Annotated in this window: 17 protein-coding genes; 12 read left to right on the top strand and 5 right to left on the bottom strand. The window is 62.9% G+C overall.

Going from position 1 to position 20801, the window contains the following annotated elements:
• Positions 1 to 143: 143 nt before the first annotated feature.
• Entirely contained in the window at positions 144 to 1295 is a 1152-nt protein-coding gene (locus ACEN42_RS01715; RefSeq protein WP_371880506.1) for a methyltransferase, read from the top strand.
• Between the two features lie 4 nt (positions 1296 to 1299).
• Here the strand turns inward: ACEN42_RS01715 and ACEN42_RS01710 are convergent, their stop codons facing one another.
• Entirely contained in the window at positions 1300 to 2562 is a 1263-nt protein-coding gene (locus tag ACEN42_RS01710; RefSeq protein ID WP_371880505.1) for a TIGR03862 family flavoprotein, read from the bottom strand.
• Between the two features lie 204 nt (positions 2563 to 2766).
• Between ACEN42_RS01710 and ACEN42_RS01705 the strand changes: the two genes are divergently transcribed.
• The 9 genes from ACEN42_RS01705 (at position 2767) to ACEN42_RS01665 (ending at position 10646) form a co-directional block, all read left to right on the top strand.
• Complete coding sequence (locus ACEN42_RS01705) at positions 2767 to 4239, top strand: MFS transporter (RefSeq protein WP_250484247.1); 1473 nt, start codon at positions 2767 to 2769, stop codon at positions 4237 to 4239.
• 235 nt (positions 4240 to 4474) lie between these two features.
• Positions 4475 to 5479, top strand: a complete 1005-nt coding sequence (gene paaA, locus ACEN42_RS01700) for a 1,2-phenylacetyl-CoA epoxidase subunit PaaA (protein WP_371880504.1) — start codon at positions 4475 to 4477, stop codon at positions 5477 to 5479.
• A gap of 17 nt (positions 5480 to 5496) precedes the next feature.
• Entirely contained in the window at positions 5497 to 5781 is a 285-nt protein-coding gene (paaB, locus tag ACEN42_RS01695) for a 1,2-phenylacetyl-CoA epoxidase subunit PaaB (RefSeq protein ID WP_014191517.1), read from the top strand.
• 13 nt (positions 5782 to 5794) lie between these two features.
• Positions 5795 to 6592: a 1,2-phenylacetyl-CoA epoxidase subunit PaaC gene (gene paaC, locus ACEN42_RS01690; protein WP_371880503.1), complete on the top strand. Its 798-nt coding sequence runs from the start codon at positions 5795 to 5797 to the stop codon at positions 6590 to 6592.
• Positions 6592 to 7104 carry a 1,2-phenylacetyl-CoA epoxidase subunit PaaD gene (gene paaD / locus ACEN42_RS01685; protein WP_371880502.1) on the top strand — a complete coding sequence of 171 codons (513 nt, stop codon included), beginning with the start codon at positions 6592 to 6594 and terminating at the stop codon, positions 7102 to 7104. Before paaC ends, paaD begins: the two co-directional genes overlap by 1 nt.
• 47 nt (positions 7105 to 7151) lie before the next feature.
• Entirely contained in the window at positions 7152 to 8240 is a 1089-nt protein-coding gene (gene paaE, locus ACEN42_RS01680; protein ID WP_238217736.1) for a 1,2-phenylacetyl-CoA epoxidase subunit PaaE, read from the top strand.
• Between the two features lie 83 nt (positions 8241 to 8323).
• Positions 8324 to 9124 (top strand): DUF1835 domain-containing protein, encoded by an 801-nt coding sequence (locus ACEN42_RS01675; protein WP_371880501.1) that lies wholly within the window; start codon positions 8324 to 8326, stop codon positions 9122 to 9124.
• A 33-nt stretch (positions 9125 to 9157) separates the two neighbouring features.
• On the top strand, positions 9158 to 9760 hold the full coding sequence (locus ACEN42_RS01670; protein ID WP_187606609.1) for a TetR/AcrR family transcriptional regulator: 603 nt from the start codon (positions 9158 to 9160) through the stop codon (positions 9758 to 9760).
• 220 nt (positions 9761 to 9980) lie between these two features.
• Complete coding sequence (locus ACEN42_RS01665; protein WP_187606608.1) at positions 9981 to 10646, top strand: GNAT family N-acetyltransferase; 666 nt, start codon at positions 9981 to 9983, stop codon at positions 10644 to 10646.
• 75 nt (positions 10647 to 10721) lie between these two features.
• Here ACEN42_RS01665 and ACEN42_RS01660 read toward each other — a convergent pair whose 3' ends face one another.
• Positions 10722 to 11225 carry an Lrp/AsnC family transcriptional regulator gene (locus ACEN42_RS01660; RefSeq protein WP_371880500.1) on the bottom strand — a complete coding sequence of 168 codons (504 nt, stop codon included), beginning with the start codon at positions 11223 to 11225 and terminating at the stop codon, positions 10722 to 10724.
• A gap of 146 nt (positions 11226 to 11371) precedes the next feature.
• Here ACEN42_RS01660 and hppD point away from each other — a divergent pair, with 146 nt between their 5' ends.
• A complete protein-coding gene (hppD, locus tag ACEN42_RS01655) occupies positions 11372 to 12475 on the top strand; it encodes a 4-hydroxyphenylpyruvate dioxygenase (RefSeq protein WP_371880499.1) in 1104 nt (367 codons plus the stop codon).
• A 108-nt stretch (positions 12476 to 12583) separates the two neighbouring features.
• Here the strand turns inward: hppD and ACEN42_RS01650 are convergent, their stop codons facing one another.
• A complete protein-coding gene (locus ACEN42_RS01650) occupies positions 12584 to 12793 on the bottom strand; it encodes a hypothetical protein (protein ID WP_371880498.1) in 210 nt (69 codons plus the stop codon).
• A gap of 345 nt (positions 12794 to 13138) precedes the next feature.
• On the opposite strand from ACEN42_RS01650, the gene ACEN42_RS01645 reads away from it, so the two are divergent.
• A complete protein-coding gene (locus ACEN42_RS01645; RefSeq protein ID WP_371880497.1) occupies positions 13139 to 16723 on the top strand; it encodes an indolepyruvate ferredoxin oxidoreductase family protein in 3585 nt (1194 codons plus the stop codon).
• Between the two features lie 118 nt (positions 16724 to 16841).
• Here the strand turns inward: ACEN42_RS01645 and ACEN42_RS01640 are convergent, their stop codons facing one another.
• Entirely contained in the window at positions 16842 to 19115 is a 2274-nt protein-coding gene (locus ACEN42_RS01640; protein ID WP_035509395.1) for an NADP-dependent malic enzyme, read from the bottom strand.
• Between the two features lie 256 nt (positions 19116 to 19371).
• Positions 19372 to 20610 carry an MFS transporter gene (locus tag ACEN42_RS01635; protein ID WP_371880496.1) on the bottom strand — a complete coding sequence of 413 codons (1239 nt, stop codon included), beginning with the start codon at positions 20608 to 20610 and terminating at the stop codon, positions 19372 to 19374.
• Between the last annotated feature and the right edge of the window lie 191 nt (positions 20611 to 20801).

Below are 20801 nucleotides of genomic sequence, written 5' to 3'. Positions count from 1 at the left end.
CTGAAGTGTCACAACGCTCGCGCCGCCCGATTGCCCTGACCGCGAACAACCCGCAGCGACGCGCCCCAAATAGCCTCACAATGCAGCCAGTTCATTTTCGCCGGCGCGACGACTCCCGCTTCAGGCATCTATATAGATTAGATATGCAATCGAAAAATTCAGCACCGCAACAACTCACCTGGGACGAGGACGGCGAAAGCCGCTCCGCCCGCTGGAGATCGGAGAGCGGCAATCCGCCCGCGAAGCGCGTCGTCATCGGACATGACCAGATGACCGCCGATCACGCATACCGGCTCGCCTGCGAAGGCACGGCGATTCTCTGGCGCGGCGATTTCCAGAACGCCCGGCAACTGCTGCAGGCGATGGCGCGCCGAATCGACAGCAAGCCCCGCAAGGCAAAAAAGCACGCGACGGAGCCATCGCCGATCGATGCCTTCAATCTGCACCGCCTCGCGCAATCGCAACGCGCGCGCACCCTTGCGATGCTGATGCTTCCGCTCGACGGGCAGTACACGATCCCGCTGCGCCGCGCGCCCGATGTGCGTCACGCGTGCGAGGAAGCTTACGGACCGCCGACGAATGAGCCGTCGGTCGTGTCCTTGCGTGAAGTGCTGGGGCTGGTCGGCGCGCACGAGTGGCGCAAGAAAGGCGTCGAAATCGGCGCGGTCGGCGGGAGGATTCATCCCTACTACGGCGTGTTCTCGCCGGTTCGGGGCGAATATATCGATCTGGTCGCGAATCAGCCGCTTCCGTCGAAAGAACTCGCGTTCGATATCGGCACCGGGACCGGCGTGCTCTCGGCCGTGCTCGCGCGCCGCGGTGTCGGACGAATCGTCGCGACCGACGTCGATGCTCGCGCGCTCGACTGCGCGCGGGAGAACATCGGGCGGCTGGGGCTCGATCGCCAAGTCGAAATCGTCGAGACCGATATGTTCCCGGACGGACGCGCGCCTCTCATCGTCTGCAATCCGCCCTGGCTGCCCGCAAGGCCGAGCGCGACGATCGAACACGCGATCTACGATCCGGAAAGCCGCATGCTGCGCGGTTTTCTCGACGGGCTCGCCGCGCATCTGACACCGGGCGGCGAAGGCTGGCTCATCCTGTCGGACTTTGCGGAGCATCTCGGACTGCGCACGCGCGCCCAATTACAGGAATGGATCGACAAAGCTGGCCTGAAGGTCGATGGACGCATCGACGTCAAGCCGCATCATCCGCGCGCGAGCGACAAGTCCGATCCGCTTTACGCCGCGCGCTCGGCGGAAGTGACGTCGCTGTGGCGGCTCGTCGCCGCATAATTCTCTACGCGCGCTCGGCGAGCCACGCCAGCGCGCCTTCACCCGCGACAAGTCCGCTCGCGAAACACGCCGTCAGCAGATAGCCGCCGGTCGGTGCCTCCCAGTCGAGCATTTCGCCCGCGCAGAACACGCCGGGAAGCGCGCTGATCATCGAGCGCGCGTCGAGCGCTTCGAATTCGACGCCGCCCGCGCTGCTGATGACTTCCTCGATAGGACGTGGCCGCAACAGGCGCAACGGCAGCGCCTTGATCCGCGCGGCGAGCGTCTCCAGATCCGCGAATTCGCCCTTGCTCATGCACTCGCGCAGCAAGCCCGCCTTCACGCCCGTCAGATGCAGGCGGCTTTGCAAATGACTCGAAACCGAGCGCGCCCCGCGCGGATGCAGCACCTCGTCACGCACGCGTTCGACTGAAAATTGCGGCGCAAGATCCAGCAGGATCGTCGTGCCCGCGCCGCCGCTTTCGGCGATCCGATCGCGGATCGGCGCCGACAATGCGTAAATCAAACTGCCCTCGATGCCCTGATCGGTGATCAGACATTCGCCGATGCGCCAATCGGGCGTGCCGTCCACACGCGGCAAGCCGATCGCCACGGATTTGAGCGGTTCGCCGGCGAAGCGGCTGCTGAAATGCTCGCTCCACGCGACGTCGAAGCCGCAATTCGACGGCACGAAAGGCCGAACGGGCACGCCGCGCGCCGCGAGCACCGGGAGCGCGCCGCCGTCCGAGCCGAGTTGCGGCCAGCTTGCGCCGCCCGGCGCGAGCACCAGCGCGTCGTGCCGGACGAGCTTTTCGCCCGATGGCGTCGCGAAACGGGATATCGCCGTGCCTTCGTCGGCCCAGCCGAGCCAGCGATGCCGCATATGAAACGTCACGCCCGACGCGCGCAGCCGATGCAGCCACGCACGCAGCATCGGCGCGGCTTTCATGTCGGTGGGAAATACGCGGCCCGAGCTGCCGACGAACGTCTCGACGCCGAGGCCATGCACCCAGTTTCGCAACGCGTCCGCGTCGAAGCGCGCGAGCAGCGGCGCGATGTCCGGGCTGCGCGCGCCGTAGCGGGCGAGAAAGGCGTTGGCGGGCTCGGAATGCGTGAGGTTCATGCCGCCCTTGCCGGCCATCAGAAATTTCCGCCCGACGGACGGCATCGCGTCGAACACATCGACACGCGCGCCGCCTGTCGCGAGCGCTTCGGCGGCCATGAGCCCGGCCGGTCCTCCGCCGATCACCGCGACACTCACCGATTCGATGTTTTCAACTGACGACATGTCCAAATGGAAGAAACGGAACGGAGCGACATTGTCGCATCGCGCGTCGTCGCGACGGCTTCGCACCGATCGCACCACGCGTGAAAAGCATTGCAGACCCGTCGTAAGTCATTAAATAACAAAAAAGAATTTGGCCGGCTGCGTTCGGGCCAGTACGATCCGTCGATTCGTTGCATCGACAACTTTTTACCGAACTAGCCGATCATGTCCGTTTCTCTCGCGCCCGAACGCGCTGTCGTCGGCGCTGCCGCCAACGATTCGCGGCCCGTCATCAAAAGTCCCGCCGATGTCTCCAGTCTCGTCAATAGCGGCGCGGCGATCGGCAGCGATGCGCGCGTCGTCGTCGCCATCGCGCTGGGCGGGATTTTTCTCGATGCCTACGATCTTGGCGCACTCGCGTTCGGCATGAAGGACATCGCTCGCGAGTTTTCGCTGACGCCGACTGGTACCGGTTTCGTCGCTGCCGCGATCACGCTCGGCGCGATCATCGGCGCGTTTCTCGGCGGCTATCTCACCGACAAGGTCGGGCGCTATCGCGTCTTCATGGCCGACATGTTCTTCTTCGTCGTCGCGGCGATCGCCTGCGCGCTCGCGCCCAACGCCTGGGTGCTCGGCGGGGCGCGCTTCGTAATGGGTCTGGGCGTCGGCATCGACCTGCCCGTCGCGATGGCGTTTCTCGCGGAGTTTTCGCGTCTGCAGGGCCGCGGCAACAAAGCAGCGCGCGTCGCGATGTGGTGTCCGGTCTGGTACGCGGCGATCAGCGTCTCGTATCTGCTCGTGCTCGGCTTGTACGCGGTCTTGCCCGAGCACAACGCGGGCTGGCTCTGGCGTCTGATTCTCGGCTTCGGCGCGGTGCCGGCGATCGCGATTATCGCGATCCGCAGCCGCTATATGAGCGAATCGCCCGTGTGGGCCGCGAATCAGGGCGATCTGAAAGGCGCGGCCGCGATCCTGAAGCGTTCATACGGCATCGATGCCCGCGTCGACGAAACCGCCGTCGCGCCGCCCAAGGCCCGTCGCGCGACGTGGAGCAACTACGGCGCGCTGCTGCGCGGCGTTTATCTGCGCCGGACGGTGCTGGCGACCGTCATCGCGATTGCGTCGTCGTTCGCATATAACGCCGTCGCGTTCGGATTGCCGGTCATCATCTCGAGCTTCCTCGCGCAGTCGATGCTCACCACGATTCTCGCGTCCCTCGCGCTGAATCTGTGCTTCGCGTTCGCGGGCGGGCTGTTCTCCGTGCGCACGGTGCCGAAGTACGGCGCATGGAAGCTGTCGGTCGTCGGCTACGCGTTTCAACTGGCGGCGCTCATTGGGCTCGCGGTCGTCGGGAAACCGTCGACGGGCGCCGAAGTCGTGATCGCGATCGCGTTTCTCGCCGCGTTCCTGCTCGGGCAAGGCGTCGGACCGGGTTCGCACAGCATGACGTTCGCATCGTTGAGCTATCCGACTTCGCTGCGCGGCGTCGGCGTGGGTTTCAACCAGACGCTGATGCGCGCCAGTTCGACGGTCTCGCTGTTCCTGTTCCCGGTTTTGTCGGCGGCGCTCGGCACGAAGGTGTTCTGGATCATCGCCGTCGCGCCGCTCGCGGGGCTCGTGGCGCTGCTCGCGGTGCGCTGGGAGCCGTCGGGCTATGACGTCGACGCCGAAGATTTCGCCGCACAACAGACGCGATAAGCGCGCGCTTTCCCTCCTTTTCAAAGCGGCGGCGATTCATCGCCGCCGCTTCTCGTTTCTCTCGCCGTCCGGCAAGCCTCCCTCGTCTGCACTAGATTGAATATCGCGTGGATTGCGCGCGCTTCTGCGCGCCCCAATCATGCGGAGTTACCCGAGTACGCCTCAAAAATTTATTTACCGACCGTCCGGTCGGTTTATAATCGCCGGACAGCGACTATCCAGGAGCGAGCCCCGCATGTACACCCAATCCCTCGACCTCCCGAGCCCCACGCAGGCCACTGAAGCGGACCGATCCGCCTCGACCCCCGACCAAACCCGCTTCGACGCGGTGATGCAGGCCGACGGCAAGATCGAGCCGCAGGACTGGATGCCCGAGGCCTATCGCAAGACGCTGGTGCGGCAGATTTCGCAGCATGCGCACTCGGAGATCATCGGCATGCAGCCCGAGGGCAACTGGATCAGCCGCGCGCCGAGCCTCAAGCGCAAGGCGATTCTGCTCGCGAAGGTGCAGGACGAAGGCGGCCACGGCCTGTATCTCTACAGCGCGGCCGAAACGCTGGGCGTCTCGCGCGATCAGCTCGTCGCCGCGCTGCACGCTGGCCGGGCGAAGTACTCGAGCATCTTCAACTACCCGACGCCCACCTGGGCCGATGTCGGCGTGATCGGCTGGCTGGTCGATGGCGCGGCGATCATGAATCAGATTCCGCTGTGCCGCTGCACCTACGGGCCGTACGCCCGCGCGATGATCCGCATCTGCAAGGAAGAGTCGTTCCATCAACGCCAGGGCTTCGACGCGCTGCTCGCGATGATGAAGGGCACGCAGGCGCAAAAGGACCTCGTGCAACAGGCGGTGAACCGCTGGTGGTGGCCGGTGCTGATGATGTTCGGCCCGAGCGACAAGGATTCGATCCACAGCGGCCAGTCCTTCGCATGGGGCATCAAGCGCATCTCGAACGACGACCTGCGCCAGAAGTTCGTCGATGCAACCGTCGAGCAGGCGAAGATTCTGGGCGTCACGCTGCCCGACGCCGATCTGAAGTGGAACGCGCAAAGAAACGCGCACGACTACGGCGAGATCGATTGGGAAGAATTCTGGCGCGTGGTCAACGGCGATGGCCCGTGCAACAAGGAGCGCCTCGCCACACGCGTGAAGGCGCACGACGAAGGCACCTGGGTGCGCGAAGCGGCGCTCGCCTATGCGGAGAAGCAAAAGGTCCGCGCCCACAAACAAGCTGCATGAGCATGGAGACGATGAAGATGAACAAGGAATGGCCGATCTGGGAAGTGTTCGTGCGCAGCAAGCAGGGACTGGATCACAAGCATTGCGGCAGCCTGCACGCGCCGGATGCGGGTGCGGCGCTGCGCATGGCGCGCGATGTGTACACGCGCCGTCAGGAAGGCGTGAGCATCTGGGTGGTGCCGTCGGCGGCGATCACCGCATCGGACCCGGCGGACAAGGGCGAATTGTTCGAGCCCGCGGCCGACAAGATCTATCGGCATCCGACGTTCTTCGTGCTGCCTGACGAAATCAATCACATGTAAGGGCGACAGAGCTATGAGTCAGGACCATCTCGCCTACGTGCTGCGTCTGGCGGACAACGCGCTGATCCTCGGGCAGCGCAACGCCGAATGGTGCAGCCACGGCCCGGCGCTGGAAGAAGACATCGCGCTGGCGAACATCAGTCTGGATCTGATCGGTCAGGCGCGCCTGCTGTACACGCACGCGGCGTCGCTGGAAGCCGCGCTTAACGGCAGCAAGAAGACCGAAGACGACTACGCGTACTTTCGCAGCGAGCGCGAATTCGCCAACTACACGATCGCGGAGTTGCCGCACTTCGGCCCGCTCGCGGGCACGACGCGCGCCGAGCGCGATTACGCGGTGACGATCGTGCGCAACTTCCTGTACTGCGCGCTGATGATCGAAGTGTGGAGCGCGCTGCAGACATCGAGCGATGCGCAACTCGCGGCGATCGCGGCGAAGTCGATCAAGGAGACGAGCTATCACCTGCATCATGCGCGCGACTGGCTGGTGCGGTTCGGCGATGGCACGGAGGAGTCGCATCGTCGTGCGCAGGCTGCGCTCGATTATCTGATGCCGTACACGCGCGAGTTCTTCGCCACCGATGCGATCGAGCAAGCCGTCGCCGATGCAGGCATCGCGCCGCTCGCAAGCGAGTTCGAAGCGGCATGGGGTGAGCAGGTCGCATCGGCACTGGAAGAAGCCACGCTCGAAGCGCCCGCCGAGGTGAAGCACATCACCACGGGCAAGCACGGCGAGCACTCCGAGCACATGGGCTATCTGCTGGCGGAGATGCAGAGTCTCGCGCGTCAGCATCCGGGCGCGAGCTGGTAATGAATACCGCCAACGCAAGCATCGAACGCGCGTGGGACGTGCTCGAAGCGGTGCCCGATCCGGAGATTCCGGTGGTCTCGATCCGCGAGCTGGGCATTCTGCGCGATGTGCGTCACGGCGACGATGGCGTGCTCGAAGTGGTGATCACGCCGACGTACTCGGGCTGTCCTGCGATGTCGCAGATTGCGGAAGACATCGCGCAGGCGATCGATCGGGCCGAGCTCGGCGCGCATCGCATCGAGACGGTGCTGGCGCCTGCGTGGACGACCGACTGGATCACCGATGAAGCACGCGAGAAGCTGCGCCGCTACGGCATCGCACCGCCGACGGGCGCATGCAGCAGCGCGGAAAAGCCGATCCGCTTCGTGCCATACAGGAAGGAAACGATCGCCTGTCCGCGCTGCGGCTCGACGCATACGGAGAAGCTGGCGCAATTCGGCTCGACGGCGTGCAAGGCGCTGTATCGCTGCATCGACTGCCGCGAGCCGTTCGACTACTTCAAGCCGTACTGAGCCGAATCAACCGAATCAACCGAACCAACGATAGCGAGCCGAAAAACATGGCGACTCCGCAATTCCATCCGCTGCGCATCCGTGAGGTCCGCCCCGAAACCGCCGACGCGTTCACCGTTTCGTTCGAGGTGCCGCCCGCGCTGCGCGATGCGTTTCGCTTCACGCAGGGTCAGTTCGTGACGCTCAAGACGCATATCGATGGCGAGGAGACGCGCCGCTCGTACTCGATCTGCGTGGGCGTGACCGACTACGATCGCGATGGCGAATTGCGCATCGGCATCAAGCGCGTGCGTGGCGGGCGCTTCTCGAACTTCGCGTTCGATACCCTGAAGCCCGGCCACGAGATCGACGTGATGACGCCCGACGGCCGCTTCTTCACGCACCTGAACGCGGATCACGCAAAACACTACGTGGCGTTCTCGGGCGGCTCGGGCATCACGCCGGTGCTGGCGATCATCAAGACGACGCTTGATACGGAGCCGACGAGCCGCTTCACGCTGGTGTACGGCAATCGCAGCGTCGATGCGATCATGTTCGCCGAAGAGCTCGAGGATCTGAAGAATCGATATATGGACCGGTTCTCGCTGTATCACGTGCTGTCGGACGATCTGCAGGATGTAGAGCTCTTCAACGGCGTGCTGGATCAGGCGAAGTGCAAGGCGTTTCTGGAGACGCTGCTCTCGCCGGAGGAAATCGACGAGGCCTTCATCTGCGGCCCCGGCCCGATGATGGATGCGGCCGAAGCGGCGTTGAAGGACTCGGGCGTCGCGCCGAAGCAGATACACGTGGAGCGATTCGGCACGCCGTTGCCGCAAGCAGGGGTGCCTGCCATCGAGATCACGGAGAGCACGCCGGCGGCGGATCTGGAGTTGATCATCGACGGCAAGAAGCGCAAATTGCGGCTGCCGTATGAAGGCGTGAGCGTGCTCGATGTGGGCTTGAAAGCGGGACTCGCGTTGCCGTACGCGTGCAAAGGCGGTGTGTGCTGCACGTGCCGCGCCAGAGTGCTCGAAGGCGAAGTGAAGATGGAGAAGAACTACACGCTCGAACAACACGAAATCGATGATGGCTTCGTGCTGACTTGCCAGTGTCATCCGGTGAGCGAGCGCGTGGTGGTGAGTTTCGACGAGCGCTAGATCGCAGCCCGGCGTCATTCGATTCGCGTAAACTAGGACTGCTCACCCGAGCGGTCCTTTCGTCCTTCTGGCCTCCGACACCGATGAACATGATTCACGTCACGAATGGCGATTGCGCGGCCCAATCCCTCACGGAAGCATTGCGGCGCGCCGAACGCGACGAGCGCGTCATCGCGTTGCGCGACGATCTCGCCGTCGGTCCGATCAGGGACATCGACGAATCGCCGCTCGCGCGCGCCACGTTCTGGCGTCAGGTCCTGAACAGCGCCATCGACCTCGAGGGCGAACTCGAAGAACAACAGGCGCTGTTCGGCCGCCTCGCGCGCGGCGACGATCAGATCGTCGTGTGGCACGGCCAGAGCGCGGCCGACCAGCTCACGCTGCGACGCGTCGCCTATCACATGCGCAACGTCCCGCAGCGCCTTAACGAAGCGAAACTCACTCACGACGATCTGACGATTGCGACCGGCGACAGCGATCCCGAGCACGTCGGCCGCGAAGACCGTGCGACGGCCGTCGGTATGTTTTCACCGAAGCAACTGCTCGCGAAGCTGCCGACCGCCGCGCCGATTTCCGTGCTGCGCATCAGCAGGCTCGCGCTCGAATGGCAGGAAGCGAAATACGCCAACGCCGACACGCGCCGCCTGCGCGACAACATGCTCGTAACAGGAACATGGATCGATATCGACGAAGCCTTGCTCGATCTCGCCGGTCCCGAATGGAAACCGGCGCGCCAGATCGCCGGCGCGGCAATGGGACAGCGCTTCGATTTCATGCTTTCCGATTCCATCGCATTCTGGCGCTGCCGCGAACTCGTCACGGCGGGACGGCTTAAAATCCGCGGCACGCCGTCCGAAATCAGTCAGGCCGAACTGCGCCGCTGAATCCATACCTATAAGAACGCACTTTCCGAACACATGGCCCGTACCAAAGCGCCCGATCACGAGACACAACGCGAACAGATCCTCGAACTCGCCGCCGCGAAATTCGCCCAGACGAGCTATCCCAGCACTTCGATGGCCGATCTCGCCGCCGCGAGCGGCACGTCGAAGGCCCGCCTCTATCACTATTACGTGAGCAAGGAAGCGATCCTCTTCGATTTGCTCGACCGCTACACCAAGCGTCTGATGCTGATCATCGCGGAAGTGGAAGGCGCCAGCCAGCGGCGCGGACTGAGCGAACGCGAGGCTTTCGCCGATCTCGTGCGCGCGTTTCTCGCCGAATACGAGACGTCGCACAGCCGGCACGTCGCGCTTCTGAATGATGTGAAGTATCTGGAAGAGGCGCAGCGCGAAATCGTCCTCGATCGTCAGCGCGACATCGTGGCGGCGTTCGCGCGTCAGCTCGCGCGGGCTTATCCGAAACGCGCAACCAAGGACAACCAGACCGCGCTGACCATGATGGTCTTCGGCATGATCAACTGGACGTTCACGTGGCTTAAGCCGGGCGGCAAGCTGGGCTACAGCGAGTTCGCGGAACAGGTCGTCGACATGATCGAAAACGGCCTCAATGTCGAATAGCTCGATGTTGCAGCACAACAAACCGACTGGACGGTAAGTTGTCGTGTTTGCGACACTTCGTTAAGTTATTGATTTTACTACGATCTAATCGTTTTCAGTAGCTGTTTAGAACGTGCCGTCTAGGTCGTTTTAAGGGTTTTCCCGTATCCGTTTCTCCGTAATCGGCTAAAATTCGTTTTGCTTTGCAGCGTGCTGCATGACGAACGAAGGAGAAACGAATATGGAACTGACCATCAACCGCACTGCCGAGCCGATCGTCGCGCACGATCAGCCGCTCAAAGACGCGCGTATGCCGGTTCTCGTCCGCGAACTGTCCTCGGCAGATCGCGAGCGTCTCCTCACGCACTTTCTGGCTCTCGACGAAGACGACCGTCTCCTGCGCTTCGGGCAGGTCGTGCCGGATCACGTCATCGAGAACTATGTGCGCAACATCAACTTCTCGAACGACAAGGTGTTCGGCGTGTTCGGCGGCGCCCTGGAATTGATCGGCGTCGGCCATCTGGCGTATTTGCCCGCCGAGGGCGACAAGCGAACGGCCGAATTCGGCGTCTCGGTGCTCGAAAGCGCGCGCGGCCGTGGCATCGGCTCGAAGCTGTTCGAGCGCGCCGCCATGCGCAGCCGCAACACGCAGGTATCGGTGCTCTATATGCACTGCCTGTCGCGGAACTCGACCATGATGCATATCGCGAAAAAGTCGGGCATGAAGATCGAATACGCCTACGGCGAAGCGGATGCCTATCTCTCGCTCGCGCCGGCCGACCAGACCAGCATCGTGGCCGAAATGCTTCAGGAGCAGGCAGCCGTGTTCGACTACGCGATCAAACGCCAGGCGCAACGCGCGTCGCAGGTTTTCAAGGCGTTCATGCCGGCAGCGGGCGTCGCGTAATTTTTCTCAGGAACAGCGCGGGAATGGCGCTGCGAGCGGGACCAACAAGGGCGGATTTGACCGCCCTTCGTCGTTTTAACGCAGCGGCAGAACCGTCGTCTCCTTGATACGTTCCAGCGAGAAGCTCGAGCGCACATCAATCACGGACGGATGGTGCAGTAATTCATCCTGCACGAAGCGCGAGAAATCATCCATGTCGCGCACCTGAACGCGCAGCAGAAAATCCATCTCGCCGGTCATCGCGTCGCAGGCGACGACTTCCGGCCATGAACGCACCGCTTCACGAAAGAGATCGCCGTGCGTCGGCGCTTTCGGCATGCCCGCCGCAGCCTGCACGCCGCCGCGCTTTTCCAGACGCACGTTGATGTAGGCGAGTAAGCCAAGCCCGAGTTTCTTCGCGTCGAGCAGGGCGACATAACCGCGAATCACGCCGATCTCCTCCAGCCGTCGAATGCGCCGCAGACACGGACTCGGCGACAGATTCACGCGATCCGCGATCTCCTGATTCGATAGCCGTCCATTTTCCTGAAGAATCGCCAGAATTCGGCGGTCTATCGTGTCCAGCTCGAGTTCAGCCATTTTGTAGCTCCTTGCTGCACTCGACTGGCAGCATCGTGCGCAATCTTATGAATAGCCGATTAGTTTCGCAAGCTTTTGCCAGCGTCACCTGACTAAACTGTTTCCACGTCGCGCACATCGCGCCGCATCTAAATCAGGAGACACGAATGACCGCAACGACCTGGGAGAATCCCGTCGGCACCGATGGCTTCGAGTTCATCGAATACACTGCGCCGGATCCGGTCGCGCTCGGCAAACTGTTCGAGCAGATGGGCTTCACCGCGATCGCGAAGCATCGTCATAAGGACGTGACGCTTTACCGCCAGGGCGAAATCAACTTCATCGTCAACGCCGAGCCGGATTCGTTCGCGCAGCGCTTCGCGCGTCTGCACGGTCCGTCGATCTGCGCGATCGCCTTCCGCGTCGCCGATGCCGCCAAGGCGTACAAGCGCGCGCTCGAACTCGGCGCATGGGGCTTCGACAACAAGAATGGCCCGATGGAGCTGAACATCCCGGCGATCAAGGGAATCGGCGATTCGCTGATCTACTTCGTCGACCGTTGGCGCGGCAAGAACGGCGCGCAGCCGGGCAGCATCGGCGATATCAGCATTTATGACGTCGATTTCGAACCGATTCCGGGCGCGGAGCAAAACCCGGTGGGCCACGGACTCACCTACATCGATCACCTGACGCATAACGTGCACCGCGGTCGCATGGTCGAATGGGCGGAGTTCTACGAGCGGCTCTTCAACTTCCGCGAAGTCCGCTATTTCGATATCGAAGGCAAGGTCACGGCGGTCAAGTCGAAGGCGATGACGTCACCGTGCGGCAAAATCCGCATTCCGATCAACGAAGAAGGCTCGGAAACCGCGGGACAGATTCAGGAATATCTGGACGCGTATCACGGCGAAGGCATCCAGCACATCGCGCTCGGTGCGGGCGACATTTACAGCACCGTCGACGGCCTGCGCGGCGCGAAGATCGCCCTGCTCGACACCATCGACACATATTACGAACTGGTCGATCGCCGCGTGCCCGGCCATTGCGAAACGGTCGCGGAGTTGAAGAAGCGCAAGATTCTGATCGACGGCACCAAGGACGAAATCCTGCTACAGATCTTCACGGAGAACCAGATCGGGCCGATCTTCTTCGAGATCATCCAGCGCAAGGGCAATCAGGGCTTCGGCGAAGGCAACTTCAAGGCGCTGTTCGAGTCGATCGAACTGGATCAGATGCGCCGCGGCGTGCTGAAGGACACCACCGCGGGCTGATCGCATTTCGAAACGCGGGCATCAAAAAAGGGACATGGACCGCGAAGGTCCATGTCCCTTTGTTCATTCTGGCGGCCCGTTTGGTCGATACGGACCGCGATGAGCGGGTCAGCCCGCCGTCTCGTCGTCGCTGCTTTCCGATTCGCGGCGCTTTTCAGCACCCGCCTTAACCGACTGAACGCGCGCTTGCGCGACCTGTGCAACCGACGACGCCCCGAACGGCGAGCCATTATTCGCGCGTGCGCCGCCCACCGGCGCGCTGATGGCGAAAAAAGCCGCCGAAACGACCAAGAAATTCTGGATGTGGCGTTGTTTCATCGTTATCTCCTTCTAACTGCAAAGTACAACTCGCTTCCGAAACTCAAAGCGTGCACAGAAAATTGGCACGGAAGTTCCGGAAGCGTCATTTTAGACAGGGATGAACGGCAGGGTTCCGTGGATCGGTCGAATTTACATGCTGTAACAAAACCCTCTTGATGACGGTCAAATCGTCAAGGATTTGACGCAAAGCGCGGCTAAGTGAGGAATTTTTAACGGGTTTGTACCAGTGCCTGAAAGATCATTGCACCGGCAAACTGGTAGTCCCGGCCTACGCGTTCACAAGACGCGACGGCCCGAAACATGCTTTGGTGATCCCAAACCTCGGGTGGAGGAATACACATAATGAACGCCCCGCTAGACGCAGAACAAAGAGCTTCGCTAGAAGCCGCGTTGAAATCCGTCACGCTCGACGACAAATACACGCTCGAACGCGGCCGCGCCTACATGAGCGGCATCCAGGCCTTGGTGCGCCTGCCGATGCTGCAGCAAGAGCGCGACAAGGCCGCTGGCCTCAACACCGCCGGATTCATCTCCGGCTATCGCGGTTCTCCCCTCGGCGGTCTCGACCAGTCACTCTGGAAGGCGAAAAAGCATCTCGCCGGCCATCAGGTCGTGTTTCAGCCGGGTGTGAACGAAGATCTCGCCGCCACCGCCGTGTGGGGCTCGCAGCAAGTGAACCTGTACCCGAGCGCCAAATACGACGGCGTGTTCTCGATGTGGTACGGCAAAGGCCCGGGCGTCGATCGTTCGGGCGATGTCTTCAAGCACGGCAATTCCGCCGGATCGGCGCAACACGGCGGCGTTCTGGTGCTCGCCGGCGACGATCACGCCGCGAAATCATCGACGCTCGCGCATCAGTCCGAGCACGTGTTCAAGGCGTGCGGACTGCCGGTGCTGTTTCCGTCGAACGTGCAGGAATATCTCGATTTCGGCCTGCACGGCTGGGCGATGTCACGCTACTCCGGCCTGTGGGTCGCGATGAAGTGCGTGACGGATGTCGTCGAGTCGTCGGCTTCGGTGGATATCGATCCGCATCGCACGAAGATCGTGCTCCCGACCGATTTCGCGATGCCCGATGGCGGCCTGAACATCCGCTGGCCGGATCCGCCGCTCGTGCAGGAAGCGCGTCTGCTCGACTACAAGTGGTACGCCGCGCTCGCCTACGTGCGCGCGAACAAGCTGGACCGCGTGGAAATCGATTCGCCGCATGCGCGCTTCGGCATCATGACCGGCGGCAAAGCCTATCTCGACGTTCGTCAGGCGCTGACCGATCTCGGTCTCGACGACGCGACGTGCTCGCAGATCGGCATCCGTCTCTACAAGGTCGGCTGCGTGTGGCCGCTCGAAGCGCAGGGCGCGCATGAATTCGCGCGCGGGCTGGAAGAAATTCTGGTCGTCGAGGAAAAGCGGCAGATTCTCGAATACGCGATCAAGGAAGAGCTATACAACTGGCCGGATGCGCAACGTCCGCGCGTGTACGGCAAGTTCGACGAAAAAGACGGCGCCGGCGGCGAATGGTCCGTGCCGATGGGCAACTGGCTTTTGCCCGCGCACTACGAGCTGTCGCCCGCGATCATCGCGAAGGCCATCGCGACGCGCCTCGACAAATTCGATTTGCCCGCCGATGTGCGCGCGCGCATCGCGACGCGCATCGCCGTGATCGAGGCGAAGGAACGGTCGCTCGCGCGGCCGCGTGTCGAGGCGGAGCGCAAGCCGTGGTTCTGCTCGGGCTGTCCGCACAACACATCGACGAACGTGCCGGAAGGCTCGCGCGCGATGGCGGGCATCGGCTGCCACTACATGACGGTCTGGATGGACCGCAACACGAGCACGTTCAGCCAGATGGGCGGCGAAGGCGTGGCGTGGGTCGGCCAGTCGCCGTTCTCGAACGACAAGCACGTTTTCGCGAATCTCGGCGACGGCACGTATTTCCATTCGGGCCTGCTCGCGATCCGCGCGGCGATCGCGGCGAAGGTGAACATCACCTACAAGATTCTTTATAACGATGCCGTCGCGATGACCGGCGGTCAGCCCGTCGACGGCGTGCTGACCGTGCCGCAGATCACGCATCAGCTCGCGGCGGAAGGCGCGGCGAAGATCGTCATCGTGACCGATGAGCCGGAGAAGTACACGGCGAGCGTCGGACTTGCGCCGGGCATCGACGTGCATCATCGCGACAAGCTGGACGAAATCCAGCGTCAACTGCGCGAGGTTGCGGGCACGTCGATCCTGATCTACGACCAGACCTGCGCGACCGAGAAGCGTCGTCGTCGCAAGCGCGGCGCATTCCCCGATCCGGCGAAGCGCGTCGTCATCAACGAAGCCGTGTGCGAAGGCTGCGGCGATTGCTCGGTGAAGTCGAACTGCCTGTCGGTCGAGCCGCTCGATACCGAGTACGGCACGAAGCGGCAGATCAACCAGTCGACGTGCAACAAGGATTACTCGTGTCTGAACGGCTTCTGCCCGAGCTTCGTGACGGTGGAAGGCGGCCAGTTGAAGAAGCCGAAGGCGACGAGCGTCGAGAGCGATGCGATGCCGTCCGTGCCCATGCCCGAGCTTCCGGAGATCGGACGGCCGTATGGCGTGCTGGTCACGGGCGTCGGCGGAACGGGCGTCGTGACGATCGGCGCGCTGCTCGGCATGGCCGCGCATCTGGAGCAGAAAGGCGTCACCGTGCTCGACGTCACCGGGCTCGCGCAGAAAGGCGGCGCCGTGATGAGTCACGTGCAGATCGCGAACCGTCCGACCGATATCCACGCGACGCGCATCGCGATGGGCGAAGCGGATCTCGTCATCGGTTGCGATGCGATCGTCACCGCGAGCAACGAATGCGGCTCGCGGATGCAGCCTGATCACACGCGCGTCGTCGTGAACAGCGCGCAGACGCCGACCGCCGAGTTCATCAAGAACCCGAACTGGAGTTTCCCGGGCGCGAGCGCGGAGGCGGATATTCGCGCGGCCGCGGGCGAGCATGTCGCGCTCGTCGATGCGAACCGCTTCGCCGTCGCGCTGATGGGCGATGCGATCTACACGAATCCGTTCGTGCTCGGCTTCGCGTGGCAGAAGGGTTGGGTGCCGCTGCTGCATGAATCGCTGGTACGCGCCATCGAGCTGAACGCGGTGCAGGTCGAGAAGAATCTCGCGGCGTTCGAATGGGGCCGTCGCGCGGCGCACGATCCCGAAGCCGTGCGCCGTCTCGCGGATGCGCAGCATGGCGTGCAGGCGGCGCCGGGCAAGGTCATCGCGCTGCATACGCCGAAGGCGCTCGACACGCTCATCGACAAGCGGCTCGACTATCTCGCGAAGTACCAGAACACGGCCTACGCAGCGCGATACGGACGGCTGGTTGCGGAAGTTCGTGCGAAGGAAGCCGGGCTGGGCGCCGGGGACGGGCAATATCCGCTGACCGAAACCGTCGCGAAGAATCTGCACAAGCTGATGGCGTACAAGGACGAATACGAAGTCGCGCGTCTTTATGCCGATCCGGTGTTCCTCGACAAGATTCGCGCGAGTTTCGAGGGCGACTGGAAGATCAAGATGCATCTCGCGCCGCCGAGTCTTTCGAAGAAGGATGCGCACGGGCATCTGGTGAAGAAGCAGTACGGTCCGTGGATGATGTCGGCGATGCGCGTGCTCGCGAAGCTGAAGTTCCTGCGCGGAACGGCGCTGGATCCGTTCGGCCGCACGGAAGAGCGGAAGATGGAGCGCGCGTTGATCGGCGAGTACGAGGCGCTGGTGCGTGAGTTGATCGGCGGACTCACGGAGCAGAAACTGTCACTCGCTGTACAACTCGCGAATCTTCCCGATTCGATGCGCGGTTACGGCCACGTCAAGGAGAACAACGTCAAGGCCGCGAAGATCAAGTGGAATGCCTTGCTCGCGCGCTGGCGCAGTAACGAAGGCGGGGAAAAGCGGCAGGTCGCGTAATTCTCGTTGCTTCACGCTCGAAGGCGGTTCGTGAAAACGGACCGCCTTTTTTATCGGCCAAAAAAAACGGCGATCCGGTCTCCCGGATCGCCGTTCGTCTTTCTAGCGCGATGTTGTGTTACTTCGCTACACGCGCATTCGCGCTCGCTACCGCCGTCATATTGATGATCCGCCGCACCGTCGCGGCCGGCGTCAGGATATGCACGGGCTTCGCAGCACCGAGCAGGATCGGCCCGACGGTCACGCCCTCGCCGCTCACCATCTTGAGCAGGTTGTACGTGATGTTCGCCGCTTCGACGTTCGGCATGATCAGCAGATTTGCCTCACCGTGCAACGTGGTCCCCGGGAACGAAGCCTTGCGCACGGCTTCGGAAAGCGCCGCATCGCCGTGCATTTCACCGTCGATTTCGAGATCAGGCGCACGCTCGGCAATCAGCTTGCGCGCTTCCGCCATCCGCTTGCTCGACGCGCTCTGCACGCTGCCGAAGTTCGAATTCGACACCAGCGCGACCTTCGGCTGAATCCCGAAACGCTCGATCTCGCGCGCCGCCAGAATCGTCATGTCGGCGAGTTGCTCGGGCGTCGGCGTCTCGTTGACGTACGTGTCGCTGATGAACAGATTGCGCCCTTGCAGCATCAGCAGATTCATCGCCGCGAAGTTGTTCGCGCCTTCCGCCTTGCCGAGCACCTGATCGATGAACTTCAGGTGATCCTGATATGTGTCGATGAGACCGCAGATCATCCCGTCCGCGTCGCCGGTGTGAACCAGGATCGCGCCGATCAGCGTGTTGAACTTGCGCAGCGCGGCCTTCGCGCTTTCGGGCGTTACGCCCTGACGCGCGGCGATCTCGTGATACGCCTGCCAGCTCTTCTGATAACGCGGATCGTCTTCCGGATTCACGATCTCGAAATCGACGCCCGGCTTCAGCTTCGAACCCATTTTCTGAAGACGCATTTCGACGACAGCCGGACGGCCGATGATGATCGGCTTCGCGATCTTCTCCAGCAGCACGAACTGCGCGGCGCGCAGCACGCGCTCGTCCTCGCCTTCCGCGAACGCGATACGCGCCGGCGCCGCCTTCGCCGCCGTGAACACCGGACGCATCACCATGCCCGTGCGATACACCGTGGCGCCGAGCGTCTCGCGATACGCGTCCATGTCCTTGATCGGACGCGTCGCGACGCCCGAATCCATCGCGGCTTGCGCCACGGCCGGCGCGATCTTGATGATCAGGCGCGGATCGAAAGGCTTCGGAATCAGATATTCCGGGCCGAATTCCAGCGAATGGCCTTCGTAAGCCTTCGCAACTTCATCGCCCTGATCGGTTTCTTCCGCGAGTTCGGCGATCGCGCGCACGCACGCGAGCTTCATTTCCTCGGTGATCGTCGTCGCGCCCACGTCGAGCGCGCCGCGGAAAATGAACGGGAAGCAGAGCACGTTGTTGACCTGATTCGGATAATCCGAACGGCCCGTCGCGACGATGCAGTCCGGACGCACGCGCTTCGCTTCTTCCGGACGAATTTCCGGCTCGGGATTCGCCAGCGCGAGAATCAGCGGCTTGTCGGCCATCGTCTCGACCATTTCCGCCTTCAGCACGCCCGCGCTCGAACAGCCGAGGAAGACGTCGCAACCGTGCATCGCATCGGCGAGCGTGCGCGCGTCGGTGCTCGCCTGATAGCGCTCTTTCGATGCGTCCAGATTGCCGCGGCCTTCGTAGATCACGCCCTTCGAATCGATCACGAGCGTGTTCGACTTCTTCAGGCCGAGGTGAACGAGCAGGTCCAGACACGCGATCGCCGCCGCGCCCGCGCCGGAGCAGACGAGCTTCACTTCGTCCAGCTTCTTGCCGACCACTTTCAGGCCGTTCAGGATCGCCGCCGACGCGATGATCGCCGTGCCGTGCTGATCGTCATGGAAAACAGGAATCTTCATGCGCTCGCGCAGCTTCTTCTCGATATAGAAGCATTCCGGCGCCTTGATGTCCTCGAGGTTGATGCCGCCCAGCGTGGGTTCGAGCATCGCGATCGCATCGACGAGCTTGTCCGGATCGGTTTCCGCCAGCTCGATATCGAACACGTCGATGCCCGCGAACTTCTTGAAGAGGCATCCCTTGCCCTCCATCACCGGCTTCGCCGCGAGCGGGCCGATGTTGCCGAGACCGAGTACGGCCGTGCCATTGGTCACGACGCCGACGAGGTTCGCACGCGACGTGTACTTCTGCGCGTCGAGCGGCTCATCGTAGATCGCCATGCACGCGGCCGCGACGCCCGGCGAATAGGCGAGCGAGAGGTCGAGCTGGTTGGAAAGCGGCTTGGTCGGAGTAACCGAAATCTTGCCGGGACGGGGATTCTGGTGATACGCGAGGGCACTTTGCTTCAGTTGTTCGTCCATGATTTGACCTGAGACGTTTGAGAATTATTTGAACAGGGTTCACACCGCCGTCGACCGTGCTGCAATGAATGCGGGAATGTGAATCGATGGACCAATTTTCATGGGCTCGGCGCGTCGGATAGACGCGGCGTGCCGCTCGTCGGAATCGAACGAGCGGACGGAGCCTTTGGTTTTTTTTGGGACGTTCAGTGTACACCGCGCGCCTGAAATGACGCGATGCAACGTTTCAGCGCAATTTCGTCCGACGACTGGGCGCTCAGTCGAGCTCGGCGCCGCGTTTTTCCGGGATCAGAAAGAGCGTCGCGACAACATCGACCAGATAGATCGATGCGAGAAACGCGAGCGCGACCGAGAACGAATAACGCGCCGCCAGCGCGCCGACCGCGACCGGACCGAGTCCACCCACCGCGCGGCCTATATTGAACAGCACGTTTTGCGCGGTTGCGCGCGCTTCGGTCGGGTAGATCTCGGAGATCAGCGCGCCGTAGCCGCCGAGCATGCCGTTCACGAACACGCCCATCACCGCGCCGCCGATCAGGAGCGCCGCCGGGCTCGCCAGACCGGAATAGACGAACACCATCGCGACCGCGCCGAACTGATAGACGAGAAACGCCGGTTTGCGTCCGAAGCGATCCGCCGCCAGGCCGAACAGCCAGATGCCGAACGCCATGCCGAGCACGGTCGCCGCGGTCCAGAGGCCGGATTTCGTCAGCGAGTAGCCGAACGTCTTCGACAGGTAGCTCGGCAGCCAGATCATCAAGCCGTAGTAGCCGAAGTTCTGCACCGAGCACAGGATGATCACGCCGAGACTCGCACGCGCGGTGCGGGCGTCGTCGAAAAGATGCCTGAGCGGCAGCTTTCGGGCGGTGTCGGCTTTGGCAGCCGCGCGGCGTTCGGTGAACAGCGCCGGCTCGTCCACATGACGCCGCACGAAGAACGAAACGACCGCCGGCAACAGCCCGACCGCGAACATGCCGCGCCAGCCGATCACGGGCAGGAGCATCGGCGTGATGAGCGCGGCGGCGAGCACGCCCATTTGCCAGCCGATCCCCACATACGACGACACGCGCGCCCGCAGCCGCGCGGGCCACGCCTCGGCGACGAGCGCCATGCCGATCCCGAACTCGCCGCCCAGCCCGATTCCCGCGACGGTGCGATAGATCAGCAAATCGCCGTAGCCCTGCGAGAGCGCGCACAGGCCGGTGAAGACGGCGAACACGAGAATCGTCCAGGTCAGCATGCGCACGCGGCCGAAATAATCGGACAGCATGCCGAACACGACGCCGCCCGCGACCGCCCCGGCGAGCGTCCACGTGACGAGCGCGCCGGATTGCGCGGGCGTGAGATGCAGGTCGGCGGCGATCGCGGGCAGCATGAAGCCGAGGATCAGCAGATCGAAACCGTCCATCGCGTAGCCGAGCATCGACGCGACGAGCGCCTGCAACGCGTGGCGGGAAAGCGGCTCGGAGGCAGTGAAAGAGGAAGCGGGCGTCATCGGAGCGTTCTGCGGGAAGTGCCGGGAGTGTAAGCGCGAGCACCCGAATCGTTCAATCGATCGAAAAAAGCCCACTCGCCCGCATTCGTCCGCTCGGGTAAAATGGCGGGCTACGCGCGCAGTGAGTGCGAAAACGTCGTCCAAAACGGCGTGTTCTGCATCGAAACATGCGCCAAAGGCCCTCGCGGCCG

It is taken from the genome of Caballeronia sp. S22 (genome assembly GCF_964261745.1).
Taxonomy (GTDB): domain Bacteria; phylum Pseudomonadota; class Gammaproteobacteria; order Burkholderiales; family Burkholderiaceae; genus Caballeronia; species Caballeronia jiangsuensis.
The sequence above is the reverse complement of the archived record's forward strand: the minus strand, read 5'-3'. Positions and strand labels throughout refer to the sequence as shown.